Below are 16,544 nucleotides of genomic sequence, written 5' to 3' on the forward strand. Positions count from 1 at the left end.
GGTTCTCCCGCTTTGTGCTAGCCCGAAGCCAGTTCTTCGGCGCGCCGTTTGAGATTGTCAGCCAGATAGTCCAGGGCGTTGCTGAAGGCCTTCTTGAGCATCGGCTTGGGTACCGACATCTGCGTCTCGACGTTCATGTCGACGGTGAGCAACGTGGTCGGGCCGATCTCGACCACCGAGAACAGCTGCTCCTGCTTGCTGAACAGGTCGCCCTGCTGGAGCACGGTCTGAATCTGGGTGGCATTGGGGTAGTAGACGGCCTGGATGAAGGTGCCGTCGAAACCGGAGTAGGAGGCATCCAGCCGCAGCTGGCTGGGCCGGCCGTCGTCGTAGCGGGCCAGCACCCAGATCCCTTTGACCTCTTCGTTCCACTGCGGGTACGCCTCGAAGTCGGCCACGATCCCCATGATCGTTGCAGCGTCGGCGGCGACTTCGACGGTCTTGCTCACGAGCGGCACCCGCCGAGCATAGCCACCGGCGAAACAGCCACCGAGCTAAACCTGGGCGGTGGCCAACAACGCACGAATACCGTCGGGGATCGGCACCGGCCGCCGGGTACCGCGGTCGACATAGACGTGCACCCAGTGCCCGAGCGCGGCCACCAGGACCGCGTCATCGCCCGTTGCGGCGCGAAACACCGCCAGCCGGTAAGTCACGCTGCTGCGGCCTAACCGGGTGACGGCCAGCCCCACCGCGAGCCGGTCCGGGAAGGCGAGTTCGCCCAGGAAGCGGCAGCCCGATTCGGCGACCACCCCCAGCTCCGGGGCCGCGACGGGGTCTATCTCGACGTGTGCGGCGATCCAGCCGTTGATCGCGGTGTCGAACAGCTGGTAGTACACGGCGTTGTTGAGGTGGCCGAACATGTCGTTGTCGGCCCAGCGGGTCAGCACCGGCCAGTGCACCGGAAAGTCCTGGCTGGTCAACCCTTCCGGCGCGGGCGGGACCGCTGCGTCCGAACTCATGGTTGTATTCCAGCATGACCACGATCCGCGGTGCGGTGCTGGAGCGGATCGGGGCGGCGCGCCCCTATGCCGCCTCACGCCCGTTGACGGTGACAGACGTGGAGCTGGCGCCGCCCGGCGACGGTGAGCTGCTGGTGCGGGTCGAGGCCGCCGGGGTCTGTCATTCCGATCTGTCCGTGGTCGACGGCAACCGGGTGCGGCCGGTGCCGATGCTGCTCGGCCATGAAGCCGCCGGCATCGTCGAAGCGGTCGGCGCCGGGGTCACCGCGGTGCGGCCGGGCCAGCGGGTGGTGCTGACCTTCCTGCCCCGCTGCGGCCACTGCGCGGCCTGCGCCACCGACGGCCTGGCGCCGTGTGAGCCCGGCAGCGCCGCCAACGGCGCGGGCACCCTGCTCGGCGGCGGGCAGCGGCTGCACCGCGCGGACCAGACCATCTACCACCACCTCGGGGTCTCCGGGTTCGCCACGCATGCGGTGGTCAGCCAGACCAGCGCGGTGCCGGTACCCGACGACGTCCCGCCGACGGTGGCCGCCTTGCTGGGCTGTGCGGTGCTGACCGGTGGCGGCGCGGTGCTCAACGTCGGCCGTCCGGGGCCGGGCGACGCCGTCGCGGTGGTCGGACTCGGCGGAGTGGGGATGGCCGCGGTACTGACCGCGTTGGCCCACGACGGCGTGCAGGTGATCGCGATCGACCGGCTGCCGGACAAGCTGGCCGCCGCAACGGCGCTGGGCGCGCACCGCACCTACACCCCGCAGCAGGCACTCGACGCGGGCGTGCGCGCCCCGGTGGTGATCGATGCGGCGGGTCATCCCGCCGCGCTGGAGACCGCGATCGGCTTGACCGCACCGGGCGGGCGCACCATCACCGTCGGCCTGCCGCCTCCGGACGCCCGGATCAGCGTCTCCCCACTGGGTCTGGTTGCCGAGGGTCGCTCGTTGATCGGCAGCTACCTGGGGTCGGCGGTCCCCGCGCGCGACATCCCGCGCTTCGTGGCGTTGTGGCGGGCCGGCCGTCTGCCCGTCGAGCAGCTGGTGTCGGCGACCGTGCCACTCGAGCAGATCAACGAGGCCATGGACGCACTGGCCGACGGTGCCGCGGTACGTCAGATCATCACGTTCGCTTAGCACCGACGGCCGGTTCGAAGCTGAAGTCGGCGGTCCGGAACCGGCGGGTCATCGCCCAGAAGGCCCCGGCACTGCGCGGCCACTGGGTGACCACCCGGCCGTTGGCGGCACGAAAGTAGTTGCTGCAGCGGGTGGTCCACACCGTGCCGTGCATCCACCGGTCGATCTTGGCGATGAAGTCGGCCAGCGCGGCAGGGCGCACGGCGACATAGGACTTGCGGGTGCGGCGCAGGTGTTTGAGCACCCGAACGATGTAGCGCGCTTGGGCTTCCAATACGAAGATGACGCTGTTGGAGCCGACGTTGGTGTTGGGCCCGTAGAGCATGAAGAAGTTGGGGAAGCCGGGCATCGCCATGCCGAGGTAGGCGCGGGGCCCGTCGCGCCAGGCCTGTTTGAGTGTGGTGGCGTCCTCACCGGTCACCTCGATCTGACCGAGGTAATCCGCAGCGGCATATCCGGTGGCGCACACCACCACGTCGACCTCGCATTCGGTGCCGTCCTCGGCGACCACCGATCGGGAACGCAGGGCCCGCGCCGGGCTGGGCACCACTTCGACGTTGGGCCGGGTCAGCGCGGGCAGGTAGTCCGAGGAGAACACCAGACGCTTGCAGCCCAGCGGGTGGTCGGGGGTGAGCGCTGCCCGCAACTGCTCGTCGGCGATGGAGTCGCCCAAGAGTTTTCGCGCGATGTCGGTGAACTCGCGGGTTTTGTCGCTGCCGTTCTCGATCACCGCGATGTTCGACTCGCTGCGCAGCCACAGTCGCGTCCGGTACAGCCGCTGGGCCAGCGGGATGCGGTCGAGGGCCCATCGCTCCCGCGGGGTGTAGCGACGGTCCGGCTTGGGCAGGATCCAGGTCGGGGACCGCTGCAGCGAGTACACCTTCTCGGCGACCTCGGCCAACTCCGGCAGCAGTTGCGCCGCGGTCGAACCCGTCCCGAGTACGGCGACTTTCGCACCGGCGAGCGGCACCGAATGATCCCACCGCGCCGAGTGCATCACGGTGCCCCCGAAGGGCTGTTCTTCGATCAGGTCGGGCAGCACCGGCTGGGTGAACAACCCCACCGCGGAGACCACCACGTCGAACCGATGCTGCGCACCGTCGCTGCTGCTCAGACACCACTGCCGCCCGTCCGGCTCCCAGCGGGCGGCGCGAATCTCGGTGCGCAGCCGCAGATGTGCGTCCAGGCCGTGGTCGGCCGCGCAGCGTTCGAAGTAGGCCAGTATCTCGGGTTGCTGCGACCACAGCCGCGACCAGTGCGGATTCAGGTCGAACGAATAGGAGTACAGGTGGGATTTGACGTCACATGCCAGCCCCGGATACGTGTTGATCCGCCAGGTGCCGCCGACGCCGTCCTCCCGGTCGAAGATGGTGAAGTCGGAGAATCCGGCTCGCCGCAACAGGATTCCCAGCGCCAGCCCTCCCGGCCCTGCACCGATGATGCCGACCGACGGGCCTTGCCCATGCCTGGTCATCGGATCTGCAGGCACTGGCCGCCGTCCACCACGAGCTCGGCGCCGGTGATGAAAGACGCGGCTTGCGAAACCAGGAATGCCACCGCGTCCGCCACCTCGGCCGGGCGGCCGAGCCTGCCGCCCGGCGACACCGCGGCCAGGCGCTGCTGAGTGCCGTCGTCGAGCATCGGGGTGGCGATCGGCCCGGGAAATACCGCGTTGACCCGGATGCCCGTCGAGACGAGTTCCGCGGCGACGGTCTGCGTCAGGCCGCGAAGCGCCCATTTCGACGAACCGTAGGCGCTGTGCCGGCCGAAGGGTCGGATCGCCCCGGTGCTGCAGGTGTTGACGATAGCTGCACCTTCGGCCGCCCGCAGTTGGTCCAGGGCCGCCTGGATGCCCAGGAATGCGCCCAGACAGTTGACCCGCCAAGCCCTTTCGAAGCCGTCGGGCGTCTCGTCGGCGATCGTGGCCCGGTGCAGGATGCCGGCGTTGTTGATCAACGCGGTCAGCGCCCCGAACCGCTGAATGGTCGCCGCCACCGCGGCCTCCCATTCCTCAGGACAGGTCACGTCGAGGCGGACGCCGATCAGCGCGTCGTCGGCCCGCGCGGCGACGGCGGCATGCAGCTCAGCTTCGTTGATGTCGCAGGCGACCACCGCGAAACCGTCGGCGAGCAGCCGTTCGGTGATGGCCCAGCCTTGGCCCCGGGCGGCGCCGGTGACCAGTGCAACCCGTGCCGGGGTCATCGGCCCCTCGCTTCCTCGAGATGTTCCAGGGCTCCTCGGCGCAGCGCCGCAGACTCGGCAGCCAACGTGATCATCTGGTAGCCCAGCCCGGCCAGGGCCGCTCCCGCCGCTCCCGATCCGCCGTGGATCGCCGCGATCACGCCCGCTTCGGCTGCCGCGGCCCGGATCCGTGCCATCGCCGCGAGCAGGTCGGGATGCGTGGTGGATTGGGCGACGTCGACGCCCATCGAGATCGCCAGATCGGCGGGCCCGACGTAGATTCCGGCCAGGCCGGGAACCGCACAGATGCGTTCCACGTCTGCCAGGGCCGCGGCGGTCTCGATCATCGCGAAGACATCCGCTCGCGATTCCAGGCCGGCCAGATCGCGGCCCAGGCCAGGCCGCAGCGGCCCGAAGCTGCGGATCCCGGCCGGCGGGTAGCGGGTGGCGGCCACCGCAGCGGCGGCCTGTTCGGCGGTCTCGATCAGCGCGATGATGACCGCGTCGGCGCCGGCATCGAGCACCCGGCCGATGGGGGCAGCGTCCGCGTTGGGCAATCGGACCGCGGTGGCGATCGGCAGGTGTTCGGTGTGCCGCAGCATGGCCGCGATGTCGGCGTCGTCAAGGTAACTGTGTTGGGCGTCGAAACCCACGTAGTCATAGCCGGCGCGGGCGAATTCCTCCGGGCCCAGCACGGTGGGCCCGGTCACCCAGCCGCCCCAGAGCGGGGCCCGGTCCGCCACAGCGGCGCGCAGCGCCGACGTCATGCGACCATCGCGATCTTGACGCGGTCCGGCACCGGTCGGGCCGCCAACTCGAAGGCAGCCTGGGCTTCGTGGCAACCGAAGACATGAGTTACGTAGTTGCGCAACAGCTCCGGATTCTCCGCGGCGAATCGACCTGCGGCTTCCAGCATCCGTCGCCGATCCTGGGTCACTCCGGAGATCAGCGTGAGATTGTTGCGCAGCATGGTCCGCATACTGATCGGATAACTGTCGTCGTCGGGGACACCGAAGTAGAACACCGTGCCACCGGGTGCGGCGGCCTCGATGGCGTGGCCCAGGGTGGCGACCTGGTGCCCGACCGCCTCGATCACGATCTCCGGGCGGTCGCCGGCGTCAAGGTGGCGCACCCAGCGGTCGCTGGTCGCCTGTACCACTGCGTCAATTCCGAAGGCGGCAGCCACATCTCGACGGTCGACCGGGTCCACCCCGGTGACGCGGCGCGCCCCCGCCGCTTTGGCGACGGCGCTGAACAGCAGACCGATCGAGCCCTGACCGATCACCGCCACATGGCGGCCGGCCAGGTCGGGCAACTGTTCCACGGCGTAGAGCACGCATGCCAGCGGTTGCAGGCCCACGGCTTGGGCGGGTTCCAGCGCCGGGTCGTAGGCCACCAGTCCCTCGCCGTCGCTGATCACCCGTTCCATCAGTCCGTCGAAGCCCGATGCCCACCCGACGACTCGGTCGCCGCGTCGATGCTGCGGGTGCCGACTGGTGATGACGTCGCCGACGATCTCATGGATCGGGAAGCCGAGTTTCTCCGCGGCCGCGGCGCCGTCGTCGCCGGGCAACCTGCCCTGCGCGCCGCGAAAGGCCGGCAGGTCACTGCCGCATACCCCGGCGGCCACGAACTGCAGCAGCACCTGCCCGGCGCCGAGCTCCTGCTCGGTGGGGTCGGGGGCTTCTATCTTCTCGAACTGATACGGCGCGATCAACCGGTACGCCCACATCTCAGACCTCCACCGGGATGGTGTTCCAGCCCCACTGAAAACTGGACGGCAGCCGGGTCGCGCCGTCGTCGGCGATCTGAAAGTTCGGGACGCGGCGCAGCCATTCCTGCACCAGGACAGTCACTTCCAGCCGGGCCAGGTGATAGCCGATGCAGAAGTGCTGCCCGCGACCGAACGCCAGTGACCGTTTGATCGGCCGGTCCCAACGGAATTCGTCGGGTTCGGGGTATTCGCGTCCGTCGCGATTGGCCGACGCCAGCAGGGTGATGATGCGTTGGCCCGGCTCAACAGTCGTGCCGTGCAGCGTGAACGGTTTGCGGGCGGTGCGCGCGAACCATTGCGCCGGTGCGCAGTAGCGGATCATCTCCTCGCGTGCCAGCTGCACCGTGTGGTGCGGATCGGCCCGTACCGCGGCTAGTTGATCCGGACGCCGAGACAGTTCCCACAACCCGTGCGCGACGATCTTGGGCACGGTCTCGGTGCCGCCGATGAAGATGCAGAGCAGTTGTGTCGCGGCTTCGACGTCATCGAGATCGCTGCCGTCGGGCAGTCGGTAGGCCAGCATCCCGTCGACGATCGGCAGTTCGCCGGAGCCCTGCTCAGCGCGCCGGCGTTGCACCGCCGGGATGAGGTACTGCAGGTAGTTGGGCCGCGCCGCGGCGGTGTCCACCCCGCTGCCGGCCTGCGCGAGACTTCCGGCGTTCACCGTCGCCAACACCTCTGCGGCGCATTCGACCGGAATGCCTAGCAGTTCGCAGACCACTTGAGCCACCACGACACCGCCGTAATCACAGGTCAGGTCGAACTGGCCCTGCGGAAGCAGCTCATCGAGCCGCTGATTGGCCAATTCACGGACCCGGCCTTGCCAGTCCACCACCGAGCGGGGCCGAAACGCCGGGGACTGCAACCGGCGAATGTCGTCGTAGATCGGCTTGTCGAAGACGGCGTGGAAAGGCAACGGGTGCAGCGGCGGGTCCGGCACCGGGCCGCTGTTGTGGTGCGCCAGCACGGTGGCCGCCGGCAGTGTTCCCTCCGAGGCCACGAACGTTCCGTCACTGACCGCCAGTACGTCCCAGATGTCGTCGAAGCGCGACAGGGCGTACAGATCCCACTGCGGGACGTAATACATCGGGTGGTGATCGCGTAGCACCCGGTAGTACGGCAGCGGGTCGGCCATCACCGCCGGGTCGAACGGATCGTAGGAGAACTCCGGCGCGGCAACGCTTGTCATGTGTCGTCTCGCTGCAGCGGGCAGGGCGGCAGTGCTTGCAGGATCGAGTCCTCCCAGCCGTCGCGTAAGGCGGGCGCCACACTCATCCACGTCACGATCTCCGCCGGCGGGTGGTCCTTCCACGACGGGTAATGCTCGGCGAAGCAGTCCCAGCCGCCGTCCAGTGCCCAGTAGTGGATGACCTCGTTGTAGCGGAACGTGGTGGTGAACGAACCGAGCCAGCGCTTGCCGGTGCTCTCCGACCACGGCACATATAGGCGTTCCAATTCCCGGATGTAATCGTCTTGGCGACCGGGTTTGGTCTGCATGATCTCCTGAATGACAACGGTCGCGTCGAAGTCGGCCGCGCGCAACTCAGCCAAGGTCCTGTTGTGCGGGCCGGGGTACATGATGCGGCCCTCCCCCGATGCTCCGATTCCGGCGAGGTAGGCCGACCATTCGGCCGCCGGCGGGGCGTGGCTACCGCCGCGGCCCTGCGCCCGCCCGATTCGGGCGTAGTCGGCGAACGCGTCGATCTCCCAGATGATCGTGACCTGCGGCCAGTGCCCGTTGTAGGCGGTGGACTCCCACAGCGCGAACAGCCGGGCACCCAACTCGGTCATCATCGGCTGGTAGATCTCGGTGAAGTTGCGGGTGAAGTCGTCGCGCAGCCCACGGCCCAGATTGATCGTCTCGTGCAGGTAGAGCAGGGTGTGGTCGTAATGCTTGCGCATCAGCCGACCGGGACCAGGTCGGAATTGACGGGCAGGCAATGCTTCTGGTCACTGCGGAAAATCTCCGGCCCGTCGCACGGCGCCGCGTGCCCGGCGGCAGCAAGCGCCTGCCGCTTGAACGCCCGGCCCGCCACGGTGGGCAGGTGCTGCACTGGGCTGAGCCGATGGCTGACCTCCAGCGGCCAGCGCTCGCCCCACAACACGACCTGGGTCAGGCTGCTCCGCAGGGCGTGATGCACCCGCGCCCTGATACGGGGATCGGTGGCGAGCGCGTCGGCGACCACCGCCAGGCTGTGTCCGGGTGCATCGCTGTGCGCGGCAGACAGTTCCGTCTCGAGGTCTGCGGTATCGAGCCCCAGGATCTGCAACGGCCGGACATCTTGGTGCGGCGGCGCCAACACCCGCACATCCCAGCCGGTCGCCGCACGGTGATACAGCCACCCGCCGGCCGCGTGCACCAGGTCGGCGACATCGGGGGCGATGACATCGAGGCGGTAGCGCAGGTGGGGGTCCCGCGTCAGGGAATCCAGGGCCGCAGCGGTACTCGTCATCGCATCATCCCAGCTCGTCGTGAGAATCTCAGACGGTGCCGCTGGCCGGGCGAACTGTCCGGCCGCGCAGCACAACTTCTCCGAGATATTACAGTTGAAGCTAAATTTGTAAAGCCGAATGAGGTGGACACGGGTGGGAGCGCGATGAGTCTGGTTGCCGGACACGGTCCGCTGAGCACCGAGCGCGCCGGCTGGTTCGCCCCGGAGATCACCGGGGCCCTGGTGTACGTCGAACCGCATCCGCGCCGCGTCCGGGCGATCCGGGGGGAGCGCACCGTGATCGACACCGAACGCGCGCTGCTGGTGCATCGCCAGGGCGAGCCGCTGGCCTACGCCTTCCCCGCGGACGCCGTCGGCGATCTTCCGCACCGGGCGCTGCCGGAGGCATCGGGTTTCGTGCAGGTTCCGTGGGACGCCGTGGACGCCTGGTTCGAAGAGGGCCGGCGGCTGGTGCACTACCCGCCGAACCCCTATCACCGGGTCGATTGCCGGCCCACCCGGCGCGCATTGCGGGTCGAAGTCGACGGAGTGGTCCTGGTGGACACCGATGACACCGTGATCCTGTTCGAGACGGCCCTGGCACCGCGCCTGTACGTCGCCGCGGACCACGTGCGCACGGATCTGTTGCGGGCTTCGACGACGTCGACCTACTGCAACTACAAGGGCTATGCCCGCTATTGGTCCGCGTTCATCGGAGACACCGTCATGCCGGACGTGGCCTGGAGCTATCCGGACCCGCTGCCCGAGAGTGCACCCATCGCAGGTCTTTTCAGCTTTGATCTGTCGCTGGTCGGCGGTTTCGCCGAACTACCCGGCGCGGCAGGGCGCCCGCGGCTATAGCCGCGAGTGCTCGGCGATCTTGTTGTCGCTGGTGCGCAGCGGCCGGATCAGGCCGTCCTGGGCGAACGAGGCCAGGATAGCGCCCTCCTCGGTGTGCACGGTGCCGCGAACATAGGACATGCCCGCGCCCACCTGGGTGCTTTCATGCCCGTAGAGGATCCAGCCGTCCCAGCGCACCGGCTCGTGGAAGCTCACGGTGACCGTCATGGGAGCGGTGGACACCGTCAGGTGCGACTGGCTGGTGCCGATCCCGGCGTGCGCGCGCATCGTCGTCGAGATGCCCAGATGTCCGGTGAAGTAAGCGATCAGCGCTTTGGCGAGATCGTCGCGGGCGGGAATGGGCTCATAGTGCAACCAGGCGTAGAGCTCCGGCGGGCCCACCTCGTCGGGGCTGTTGACGTCGACGACGTCGACCAGGCGTACCTCGCGTCCGGTCATCGGCATGGCACAGGGGTTGGACTGCGCGGGGCCTGCCACTTCAGGGCGGGGCAGGTGGTGGGTGATCACGTCGGCCGACGGAACATCCGCCAGCACGGTGATGGTTGCGCAGCGCTTCTGGTTCTGCAGCACTGAGATCACCGCGGTGGCCGTGGAACGGCCCTCGTTGACCACGTCGATCACGTATTCCGCCGCCGGTCCGACCAGCACAGCCCGGGCGAACACCGCGTGCACCGACCGGACGGACTTGTCGCTGAAGCGTTTCGCCGCCGCGACGATCGCCTGCGCCACCAGTTGGGTGCCTTCGACGACTTGGCGCTCGTCGTCGCCGGCCAGGCCGGTCGCGCCGGTGAACCGGTCCGGGCCGTCGGCCGTCACCTCGAACAGGTCCAGCAGGCCGCCGACTGACCATTGCGGCGCGGCGGAAGTCTCGGTGGCCGGAGATGCTTCAGACATTCCGCGAGCGTGACATTTGAAGCGAATTTTGTAAAGTAGGCCTAACCGCGCCCGCGGCCGCCGGACAGGAGGGCGACAGTGTTGGGTATCGCCGAAACGAGTTCACAGCAGGACAACCCGGGTTCCGAGTCCCCGCCGGTGCCGCTGGCGGGCGGCTTCTGCTTCGGCGAGGGCCCGCGCTGGTTCGAGGGGCTGCTGTGGTTCTCCGACATGCTCGGCGAGGCGATCCACACCGTGAACCTGCGCGGCTCGATGACCACGGTGCCGCTGCCGGGACACACTCCCAGCGGGCTGGGTTTCCGGCCGGACGGAACGCTGTTGATCGCCTCGGCGTCCGATCGCAAGGTGCTCTGCTACGACGGTGACACCGTGACCACGCTGGTCGACCTGAGCGAGCAGGTGCCCGCGGACCTCGGCGACATGGTGGTGGACGCCGCAGGCCGCTGCTACATCGGGTCGCAGGCCTACTCCGGCGGCGTGCTGGTACGCGTCGACCCCGACGCCGGCGTGCATCTCGTCGCCGAGGATCTCGACTTTCCCAACGGAATGGCGATCGCCCCGGACGGCGGCACGCTGATCGTCGCCGAGTCGATGGGCCGCCGGCTCACCCGGTTCACCATCGAAGCCGACGGCGGGCTGCGTGACCGCCGGGTGTTCGCCGACGGGTTGGACGGACCACCGGACGGCATTGCGCTGGACGCCGCCGGCGGGGTCTGGACGGCGATGACCCTGGCCAATCATTTCGAGCGCATTACCGAGGGCGGCGTGGTAACCGACCGCATCGCAACCGGCGAGCGGGCTGCGATCGCGTGCGCGCTGGGCGGGCCGAGTCGCCGCACGCTGTTCCTGCTGTCCAGCCCCACCGCCTACCCGAAGCGCCTGATCGGCACCCGCGACTCGCGCTTGGACACCGTGACCGTGGAGATCCCCGGCGCCGGATTGCCCTGAGGTGGATTCGATGACCGACTCCTACTACGAGTTACTGGACGCCGCCGATCCGCGGGGCGAGAAGTTCGGGGCCACCGATCTGGTGCGCGGCACGTGGTCGGCTCAGATCCAGCACGCCGCACCGGTGTCGGCGCTGCTGGTGCGGGCACTGGAACGCTTGGCGGCGCGGGACGACACCCGGCTCAGCCGGGTCAGCATCGACCTGTTGGGCCCGGTGCCCGCCGAAGGCGCGCTGTGGGTGCGCGGCCAGGTCGACCGGGCCGGCAAGCAGATCGAACTGGTCAGCGCCGAGATGCTGGCACCCGGCCCCGACCAGCTGCCACGACCGGTCGCCCGTGCATCCGGTTGGCGGTTGCAGACGTTGGACACCGGCGACGTACAGCACGCCTCGGCTCCCCCGCTGCTGCCGGTCAGTGCGGCACAAACCAACAACATGCAGCAGAACTGGGACCGCAACTACATCCACAGCCTGGACTGGCGGTGGCTGACCACGCCGTTGGCCCCCGGCGCCGGTGAAGCCTGGATCTCGCCGCTCGTGGACCTGGTCAAGGGTGAAGTGATGACTCCGCTGCAGCGGTTGTTCGCGGTGGCCGACGACGCCAACGGGGTCGGCACCAAGCTCGACATCAGAAAGTGGACGTTCCTCAACACCGACCTGGTGGTGCACGTGCACCGGGTTCCCGACGGCGAGTGGATCGGCATCCGGGCCGAGACCAACTACGGCCCCGACGGCATCGGGACGACCATCGGCACCTTGTTCGACCAGCAGGGCGCGGTGGCGGGCATTGCGCAGTCAGTCCTGGTGCGCCGTCGTTAGCGACCCGCTCCCACAGCCGGGAGCATTTCGACCAGACGCAGCCGCGGCTCGGTAGCCATCCCGGCGAGCAGGCGGCCGGCCGCAGCGGTGGAGGCGCCCGGCCCCGGCCGGACCGACCGCACGGCCGAGGCCCGAACCCCGGTGCCGACGAATTCCGCGTCCAAGGCCGCCAGCCAGGCTTCGACCTTGTGCTGGGCGGTGGCGCAGTGCACCCCGGCGAACTCCGGGCCGACCAGCACCACATCACCGCTGCCCCGGGCGATCATGGCCGGAATCACCCGGGTGGCCAGGGTTTGCGCACCCACACCGGCGCCGTCTGGTGACTCGCCCGCCGGGCCGGCCAGGCCGACATCGGTGATGAGCACGTCCGGGGTACCGATGAGATAGTGCGCGGCGGCGAGGAACTCGTTGATTGACCGCGGGTCTGCGAGATCGAGATGGGCAGCGAACGCGCTGCCGCCGCGGTCTCGCAGCTGCGCCGCGAACCGCTCGGACTCCGCGATTCGCCGACCGCCGAGCAGCACCAGGTGTCCTTGGGCGGCCAACTGCGCGGCGGCCACCTGGCCGATCCCGGCTGCTTCGATGACGATCATCACGGCTCGCAGCGGATGCGTGCGTTCCTCGTACGTGACTTGCGGCGCTTCGATCACAATAATTGCCCTACGGCCCGGCCCAGGGGGCCCGCGACGGTGAGGAACGATGTCCAGGCACCGAACCAGCGTGACACTCTCGCTATATTTTGTAAAGTCTTTGCTATGACCCGCAGCACGGTGGACGGCCCCGACAACTCGAGCCGGCAGCGGATCCTCGCGGCCACCGCCGAGGTGCTCGGGCGCAATGGATTGACCAAGCTCAGCCTGTCCGAGGTAGCCTCCCAGGCCGGGGTCTCCCGCCCCACCCTGTATCGGTGGTTCCCGTCGAAGGAAGAACTGATCTCGGCGTTCTCTCGTTACGAGCGGCACATCTTCGACAGCGGGATCGCGCGCGCTACCGAGGGACTGAAGGGCACCGAAAAGCTCGACGCTGCACTGCGTTTCATCGTCGAATACCAACACTCATATACGGGTGTGCGAATGATCGACATCGAGCCCAAGCACGTGCTCGCCGACTTCTCCCGGATCATGGTACCGATGCGCGAGGGTCTGCAGCGGATGCTGACCGGGCCGGATGCGGCGGTGAAGGCGGCCGCCGCGATCCGGATCGCCATCTCGCACTACATCATTCGCAGCGACGACTCCGAGGAGTTCCTCGCCCAGCTGCGTCAGGCTGTCGGCATCAAGCACCGCGACTAGTCGAACAGCACCGCGGCATTGAGATAGCCGGTCGGATCGAACGCGGCCTTGATCGTCCGCATCGCCGCGACATCGTCCGGCCCGCGCGACATCGCCAAGTAGGCCCGCTTGCGGCTGCCCACCCCGTGTTCGGAGCTGACGTTGCCGCCGCAGTCGGCGATGAGCGTCATCATCGCCGCGTACAGGCCCGCTTCGGCTGGTGCCGAGCAACGCAGCACGTTGAAGTGCAGGTTGCCCTCGCCGACATGGCCGAACAGCACCGGAAGCGCCTGCGGCGCGTGCCGTTGCACCAATGTGCCCGCCGCTGCGGCGAATCCGGCGATCGCTGCCAGGGGCAGGGACACATCGAACTTCAGGGGCGGCCCGAATGCCCCCAACACATCGGCGATCGCCTCGCGCACCCGCCACAGCCGCTGTTGGGACGCATCGTCCACGCCCACCGCCGGCTCGTCACAGGACCGCACCTGCGCCAGCAGGCCGGCGAGGCGGTCGGTCTGGTCGGTGTCGCCGGTCAGTTCCACCAGCAGCAGCCAGTCACCTTGCACCGGAGCGACAATCCCGAGTCGCTCGCCGGTCAACGCGGTGACGCGGGCGTCGATCAACTCCAGGGTCGCGATGCCGTCGAGGTCGCGAAAGGTTCGCGCCGCATCTACCAGGGCCTGCAGCTCCGCGAAGCCGCAGAGTGCGGTGACCCGGTGGACCGGGCGGGCATGCAGTCGCAGATCGAGCCCGGTGATGACGCCCAAAGTTCCTTCGGCACCGACAAATAACGCCGGTAGGTCGTAGCCGGTGTTGTCGGAGCGCACCGCGCTGCGTCGGTGTAGCAGCGCTCCGTCCGGCAGCACCACCTGCAGGCCGAGCACCTGTTCGCCCATGTTGCCGTAGTGCACCGTGTACAGCCCACCGGCGTTGGTCGAGGCCATTCCGCCGACGGTCGCGGTATCCCGGGCGGTCAGGTCGACACCGAAGATCAGGCCGGCGTCGTTCGCCGCCCGTTGCACCGCCGCGAGTGTGGCACCCGCACCCACACTCACCCGGCGCTCAACCGCGTCGACCTCACCGACGGTGTTCAGCCGCTCGGTGGACAGCAGCACGTCGTCGTGCTCGGGGACGGTGCCGGCCACCAGCGAAGTGCGCCCGCCCTGGACGGTGACGTTCGCGCCCGCGTCGCGGCAGAGTCGCAGCACCGCGGCGACTTCCTCGGGCGACCCGGGGCGCACCAGCGCGCCCGCTCGGCCCCGGTAGCGACCGGTGTAGTCGACGCTGCGGCCGGCCAGCACGTCGGGATCGTCGGTGACATAGCCGGGGCCCACCACCTCCGTCAGGCTCGGCAAAAGGCTCCGAAACTGGCTGTGAGTCACCGCCCCGGTCACGAAGCCGGTCTACCACACCCGGGGCTACCTTTAGGCATGGCTATCCGCGAAGACGTCTCATTCCGATCCGGCGCGGACCGTATCCGCGCCTGGCTGTACCGCCCCGACCCGGCCGGCGCAGCAGATCCGGACGGTGCCCCGCTGCTGGTGATGGCGCACGGCCTGGGCGCGGTGCGCAGCATGCGACTGGACGCCTACGCCGAGCGGTTCGCCGCGGCCGGATACGCCTGCCTGGTGTTTGACTACCGCAACTTCGGCGACAGCGACGGTGCTCCCCGCCAGCTGCTCGATGTGGGCATGCAGTTGGCTGACTGGGCCGCCGCGGTCGACTTCGCACACACCCTGCCCGGTGTCGACGGCAACCGGATCGGCCTGTGGGGCACCTCGTTCGGCGGTGGTCACGTGATCGCGACGGCGGCGCGGCTGCCGGTGGCGGCGGTGGTGGCGCAATGTCCGTTCACCGACGGGATCGCCTCTGCGCGCACCATTCCGCCGTTGACTATCGCGCGGATCACCATGCTGGCGTTGCGGGATCTGGCCGCAGCCCGGTTCGGCAATCCGCCGGTGATGGTGGCGACCGCCGGTCGCCCCGGCGAGGTCGCGCTGATGACGACGCCCGACTCTTACCTGGGCTATCTGCGCCTGGTCCCCAAGGGGCTGACCCTGCGGAATGAGGTCGCCGCGCGGATCGGGATGAAGATCCTCGCCTACCGTCCGGGCCGGCTGACGGCCAAGGTGAGCTGCCCCATCCTGTTCTGCATCTGCGATACCGACTCGGTGGCACCGCCCGGACCGACCCTGCGTTACGCCGCGAAGGCGCGCCGCGGCAGCGTCAAGAGCTATCCCGAGGGCCACTTCGACATCTACGTCGGCGAGGCCTTCGAACGGGTGGTCGCAGATCAACTGGAGTTCCTGGACCGCAACCTCAAGACTGCGGGGTATTGAGCCTGGCCGGTGCGGCGAGAACTGTCACCGATGTCCTGACACATCACCCGACGCTTGTCGCCTGCTTCCGGTACAGTCGAACGTATGTTCGATGCGGATCTGCCTGAGCCGGGGTCGTTGGCCGATGCCGACGACAAAGCCCTGGTGGCGGCGATCGCGGGGTGGGCCCGGCTGGAGGCCGCCGCCGCGGCACGCCGGCTGGCTGTCATCGGCGAGTTGGTCGCACGGCGCACCCACGGAACCGATGCGGTCAACCGGTCACGCTGGTCGTGCGACTACTGGGACGCCGCGGCCAGCGAGGTCGCCGCCGCCGAGCAGATCAGCCACGGCATGGCCTCCTCGCAGATGTATCTGGCCTCGGCACTGCGAGACCGGCTGCCCCAGGTGGCCGCACTGTTCCTCACCGGGGCGATCAACTCCCGACTGGTCGCCACCATCGTCTGGCGCACCACGCTGATCACCAACCCCTACCTCCTGCACGCGATCGACACCGAACTCGCCGAGATCGCCACCGCACTAGGGCCGCTCTCGGCGACCAAAACCGCGGCCGCCATCGACGCCCTGATCGACCGATACGACCCCGACGCCCTCCGCCGCCAAGACCGCGACGCCCGCAGCCGCGACGTCACCGTCGACACCCGCAACAGCGAAAACGGCACCACCGCCCTATGGGGCCGGCTCTGGGCCACCGACGCCACCGCCCTRGACCGGCGCCTGACCCAACTGGCCCACACCGTCTGCGACGACGACCCCCGCACCCTGGCCCAACGCCGCGCCGACGCCCTCGGCGCCCTGGCCGCCGGCGCCGACACCCTGGCCTGCGCCTGCACCAACMCCGACTGCCCCGCCGCCRGCAGCGACGCCCGCGCCACCAACGTCACCGTCTACGTCCTCGCCGACCAAACCGCACTGAACACCCCGACCGATCCGCGATTCGGTAA

The 16,544-nt window shown here is 68.9% G+C and carries 19 protein-coding genes; 7 read left to right on the forward strand and 12 right to left on the reverse strand.

Going from position 1 to position 16,544, the window contains the following annotated elements:
- Nucleotides 1–17: 17 nt before the first annotated feature.
- Together EJK91_RS12900 and EJK91_RS12905 are read right to left on the reverse strand one after the other, a co-directional pair.
- A complete protein-coding gene (locus tag EJK91_RS12900) occupies nt 18–458 on the reverse strand; it encodes an SRPBCC family protein (protein ID WP_125079120.1) in 441 nt (146 codons plus the stop codon).
- 36 nt (nt 459–494) lie between these two features.
- Nucleotides 495–962 (reverse strand): acyl-CoA thioesterase, encoded by a 468-nt coding sequence (locus EJK91_RS12905; RefSeq protein ID WP_125079121.1) that lies wholly within the window; start codon nt 960–962, stop codon nt 495–497.
- 14 nt (nt 963–976) lie between these two features.
- Here EJK91_RS12905 and EJK91_RS12910 point away from each other — a divergent pair, with 14 nt between their 5' ends.
- The gene (locus EJK91_RS12910) at nt 977–2,086 is read left to right on the forward strand and encodes an alcohol dehydrogenase catalytic domain-containing protein (RefSeq protein WP_125079122.1); all 1,110 of its coding nucleotides are present in this window, start codon (nt 977–979) and stop codon (nt 2,084–2,086) included.
- Here EJK91_RS12910 and EJK91_RS12915 read toward each other — a convergent pair.
- From EJK91_RS12915 to EJK91_RS12945, 7 genes are read right to left on the reverse strand one after another with little or no spacing between them, the layout of a single operon-like run.
- Nucleotides 2,073–3,560, reverse strand: a complete 1,488-nt coding sequence (locus tag EJK91_RS12915) for a flavin-containing monooxygenase (protein WP_125079123.1) — start codon at nt 3,558–3,560, stop codon at nt 2,073–2,075. The two genes, EJK91_RS12910 and EJK91_RS12915, sit on opposite strands and share 14 nt — an antisense overlap.
- The gene (locus EJK91_RS12920; protein ID WP_024442933.1) at nt 3,557–4,288 is read right to left on the reverse strand and encodes an SDR family NAD(P)-dependent oxidoreductase; all 732 of its coding nucleotides are present in this window, start codon (nt 4,286–4,288) and stop codon (nt 3,557–3,559) included. The genes EJK91_RS12915 and EJK91_RS12920 overlap by 4 nt, the downstream gene beginning before the upstream one ends.
- The gene (locus tag EJK91_RS12925) at nt 4,285–5,034 is read right to left on the reverse strand and encodes an HpcH/HpaI aldolase family protein (RefSeq protein ID WP_125079124.1); all 750 of its coding nucleotides are present in this window, start codon (nt 5,032–5,034) and stop codon (nt 4,285–4,287) included. The genes EJK91_RS12920 and EJK91_RS12925 overlap by 4 nt, the downstream gene beginning before the upstream one ends.
- Nucleotides 5,031–5,999 (reverse strand): zinc-binding dehydrogenase, encoded by a 969-nt coding sequence (locus EJK91_RS12930; RefSeq protein ID WP_024442935.1) that lies wholly within the window; start codon nt 5,997–5,999, stop codon nt 5,031–5,033. Before EJK91_RS12930 ends, EJK91_RS12925 begins: the two co-directional genes overlap by 4 nt.
- A 1-nt stretch (nt 6,000) precedes the next feature.
- Nucleotides 6,001–7,230 (reverse strand): cytochrome P450, encoded by a 1,230-nt coding sequence (locus EJK91_RS12935; RefSeq protein ID WP_024442936.1) that lies wholly within the window; start codon nt 7,228–7,230, stop codon nt 6,001–6,003.
- Nucleotides 7,227–7,943: an NIPSNAP family protein gene (locus EJK91_RS12940; protein WP_125079125.1), complete on the reverse strand. Its 717-nt coding sequence runs from the start codon at nt 7,941–7,943 to the stop codon at nt 7,227–7,229. The genes EJK91_RS12935 and EJK91_RS12940 overlap by 4 nt, the downstream gene beginning before the upstream one ends.
- The gene (locus EJK91_RS12945; RefSeq protein WP_051190283.1) at nt 7,943–8,494 is read right to left on the reverse strand and encodes a hypothetical protein; all 552 of its coding nucleotides are present in this window, start codon (nt 8,492–8,494) and stop codon (nt 7,943–7,945) included. Before EJK91_RS12945 ends, EJK91_RS12940 begins: the two co-directional genes overlap by 1 nt.
- A gap of 144 nt (nt 8,495–8,638) precedes the next feature.
- On the opposite strand from EJK91_RS12945, the gene EJK91_RS12950 reads away from it, so the two are divergent.
- Entirely contained in the window at nt 8,639–9,334 is a 696-nt protein-coding gene (locus EJK91_RS12950; protein WP_125079126.1) for a DUF427 domain-containing protein, read from the forward strand.
- Here the strand turns inward: EJK91_RS12950 and EJK91_RS12955 are convergent.
- Complete coding sequence (locus tag EJK91_RS12955) at nt 9,329–10,228, reverse strand: acyl-CoA thioesterase (RefSeq protein WP_024442940.1); 900 nt, start codon at nt 10,226–10,228, stop codon at nt 9,329–9,331. The genes EJK91_RS12950 and EJK91_RS12955 overlap by 6 nt on opposite strands.
- Before the next feature lie 87 nt (nt 10,229–10,315).
- Here EJK91_RS12955 and EJK91_RS12960 point away from each other — a divergent pair, with 87 nt between their 5' ends.
- Both EJK91_RS12960 and EJK91_RS12965 read left to right on the forward strand, forming a co-directional pair.
- A complete protein-coding gene (locus EJK91_RS12960; RefSeq protein ID WP_046301081.1) occupies nt 10,316–11,176 on the forward strand; it encodes an SMP-30/gluconolactonase/LRE family protein in 861 nt (286 codons plus the stop codon).
- A 10-nt stretch (nt 11,177–11,186) separates the two neighbouring features.
- Nucleotides 11,187–11,993: a thioesterase family protein gene (locus EJK91_RS12965; RefSeq protein WP_024442942.1), complete on the forward strand. Its 807-nt coding sequence runs from the start codon at nt 11,187–11,189 to the stop codon at nt 11,991–11,993.
- Here EJK91_RS12965 and EJK91_RS12970 read toward each other — a convergent pair.
- A complete protein-coding gene (locus EJK91_RS12970; protein WP_125079127.1) occupies nt 11,990–12,643 on the reverse strand; it encodes an SDR family NAD(P)-dependent oxidoreductase in 654 nt (217 codons plus the stop codon). The two genes, EJK91_RS12965 and EJK91_RS12970, sit on opposite strands and share 4 nt — an antisense overlap.
- Before the next feature lie 105 nt (nt 12,644–12,748).
- Here EJK91_RS12970 and EJK91_RS12975 point away from each other — a divergent pair, with 105 nt between their 5' ends.
- Nucleotides 12,749–13,285 carry a TetR/AcrR family transcriptional regulator gene (locus tag EJK91_RS12975; protein ID WP_125079128.1) on the forward strand — a complete coding sequence of 179 codons (537 nt, stop codon included), beginning with the start codon at nt 12,749–12,751 and terminating at the stop codon, nt 13,283–13,285.
- Here EJK91_RS12975 and EJK91_RS12980 read toward each other — a convergent pair.
- Nucleotides 13,282–14,646: an FAD-binding oxidoreductase gene (locus EJK91_RS12980; RefSeq protein WP_125079133.1), complete on the reverse strand. Its 1,365-nt coding sequence runs from the start codon at nt 14,644–14,646 to the stop codon at nt 13,282–13,284. The genes EJK91_RS12975 and EJK91_RS12980 overlap by 4 nt on opposite strands.
- 48 nt (nt 14,647–14,694) lie before the next feature.
- Between EJK91_RS12980 and EJK91_RS12985 the strand changes: the two genes are divergently transcribed.
- Nucleotides 14,695–15,603, forward strand: a complete 909-nt coding sequence (locus EJK91_RS12985; RefSeq protein ID WP_046302473.1) for an alpha/beta hydrolase — start codon at nt 14,695–14,697, stop codon at nt 15,601–15,603.
- Nucleotides 15,604–15,687: 84 nt separating this feature from the next.
- Nucleotides 15,688–16,544 (forward strand): DUF222 domain-containing protein (locus EJK91_RS12990; RefSeq protein ID WP_125079129.1); only part of this gene is annotated, 857 nt, incomplete at its 3' end.

This window comes from Mycobacterium sp. P7213 (assembly GCF_900604305.1).
In the GTDB taxonomy this organism is placed as follows: Bacteria; Actinomycetota; Actinomycetes; order Mycobacteriales; family Mycobacteriaceae; genus Mycobacterium.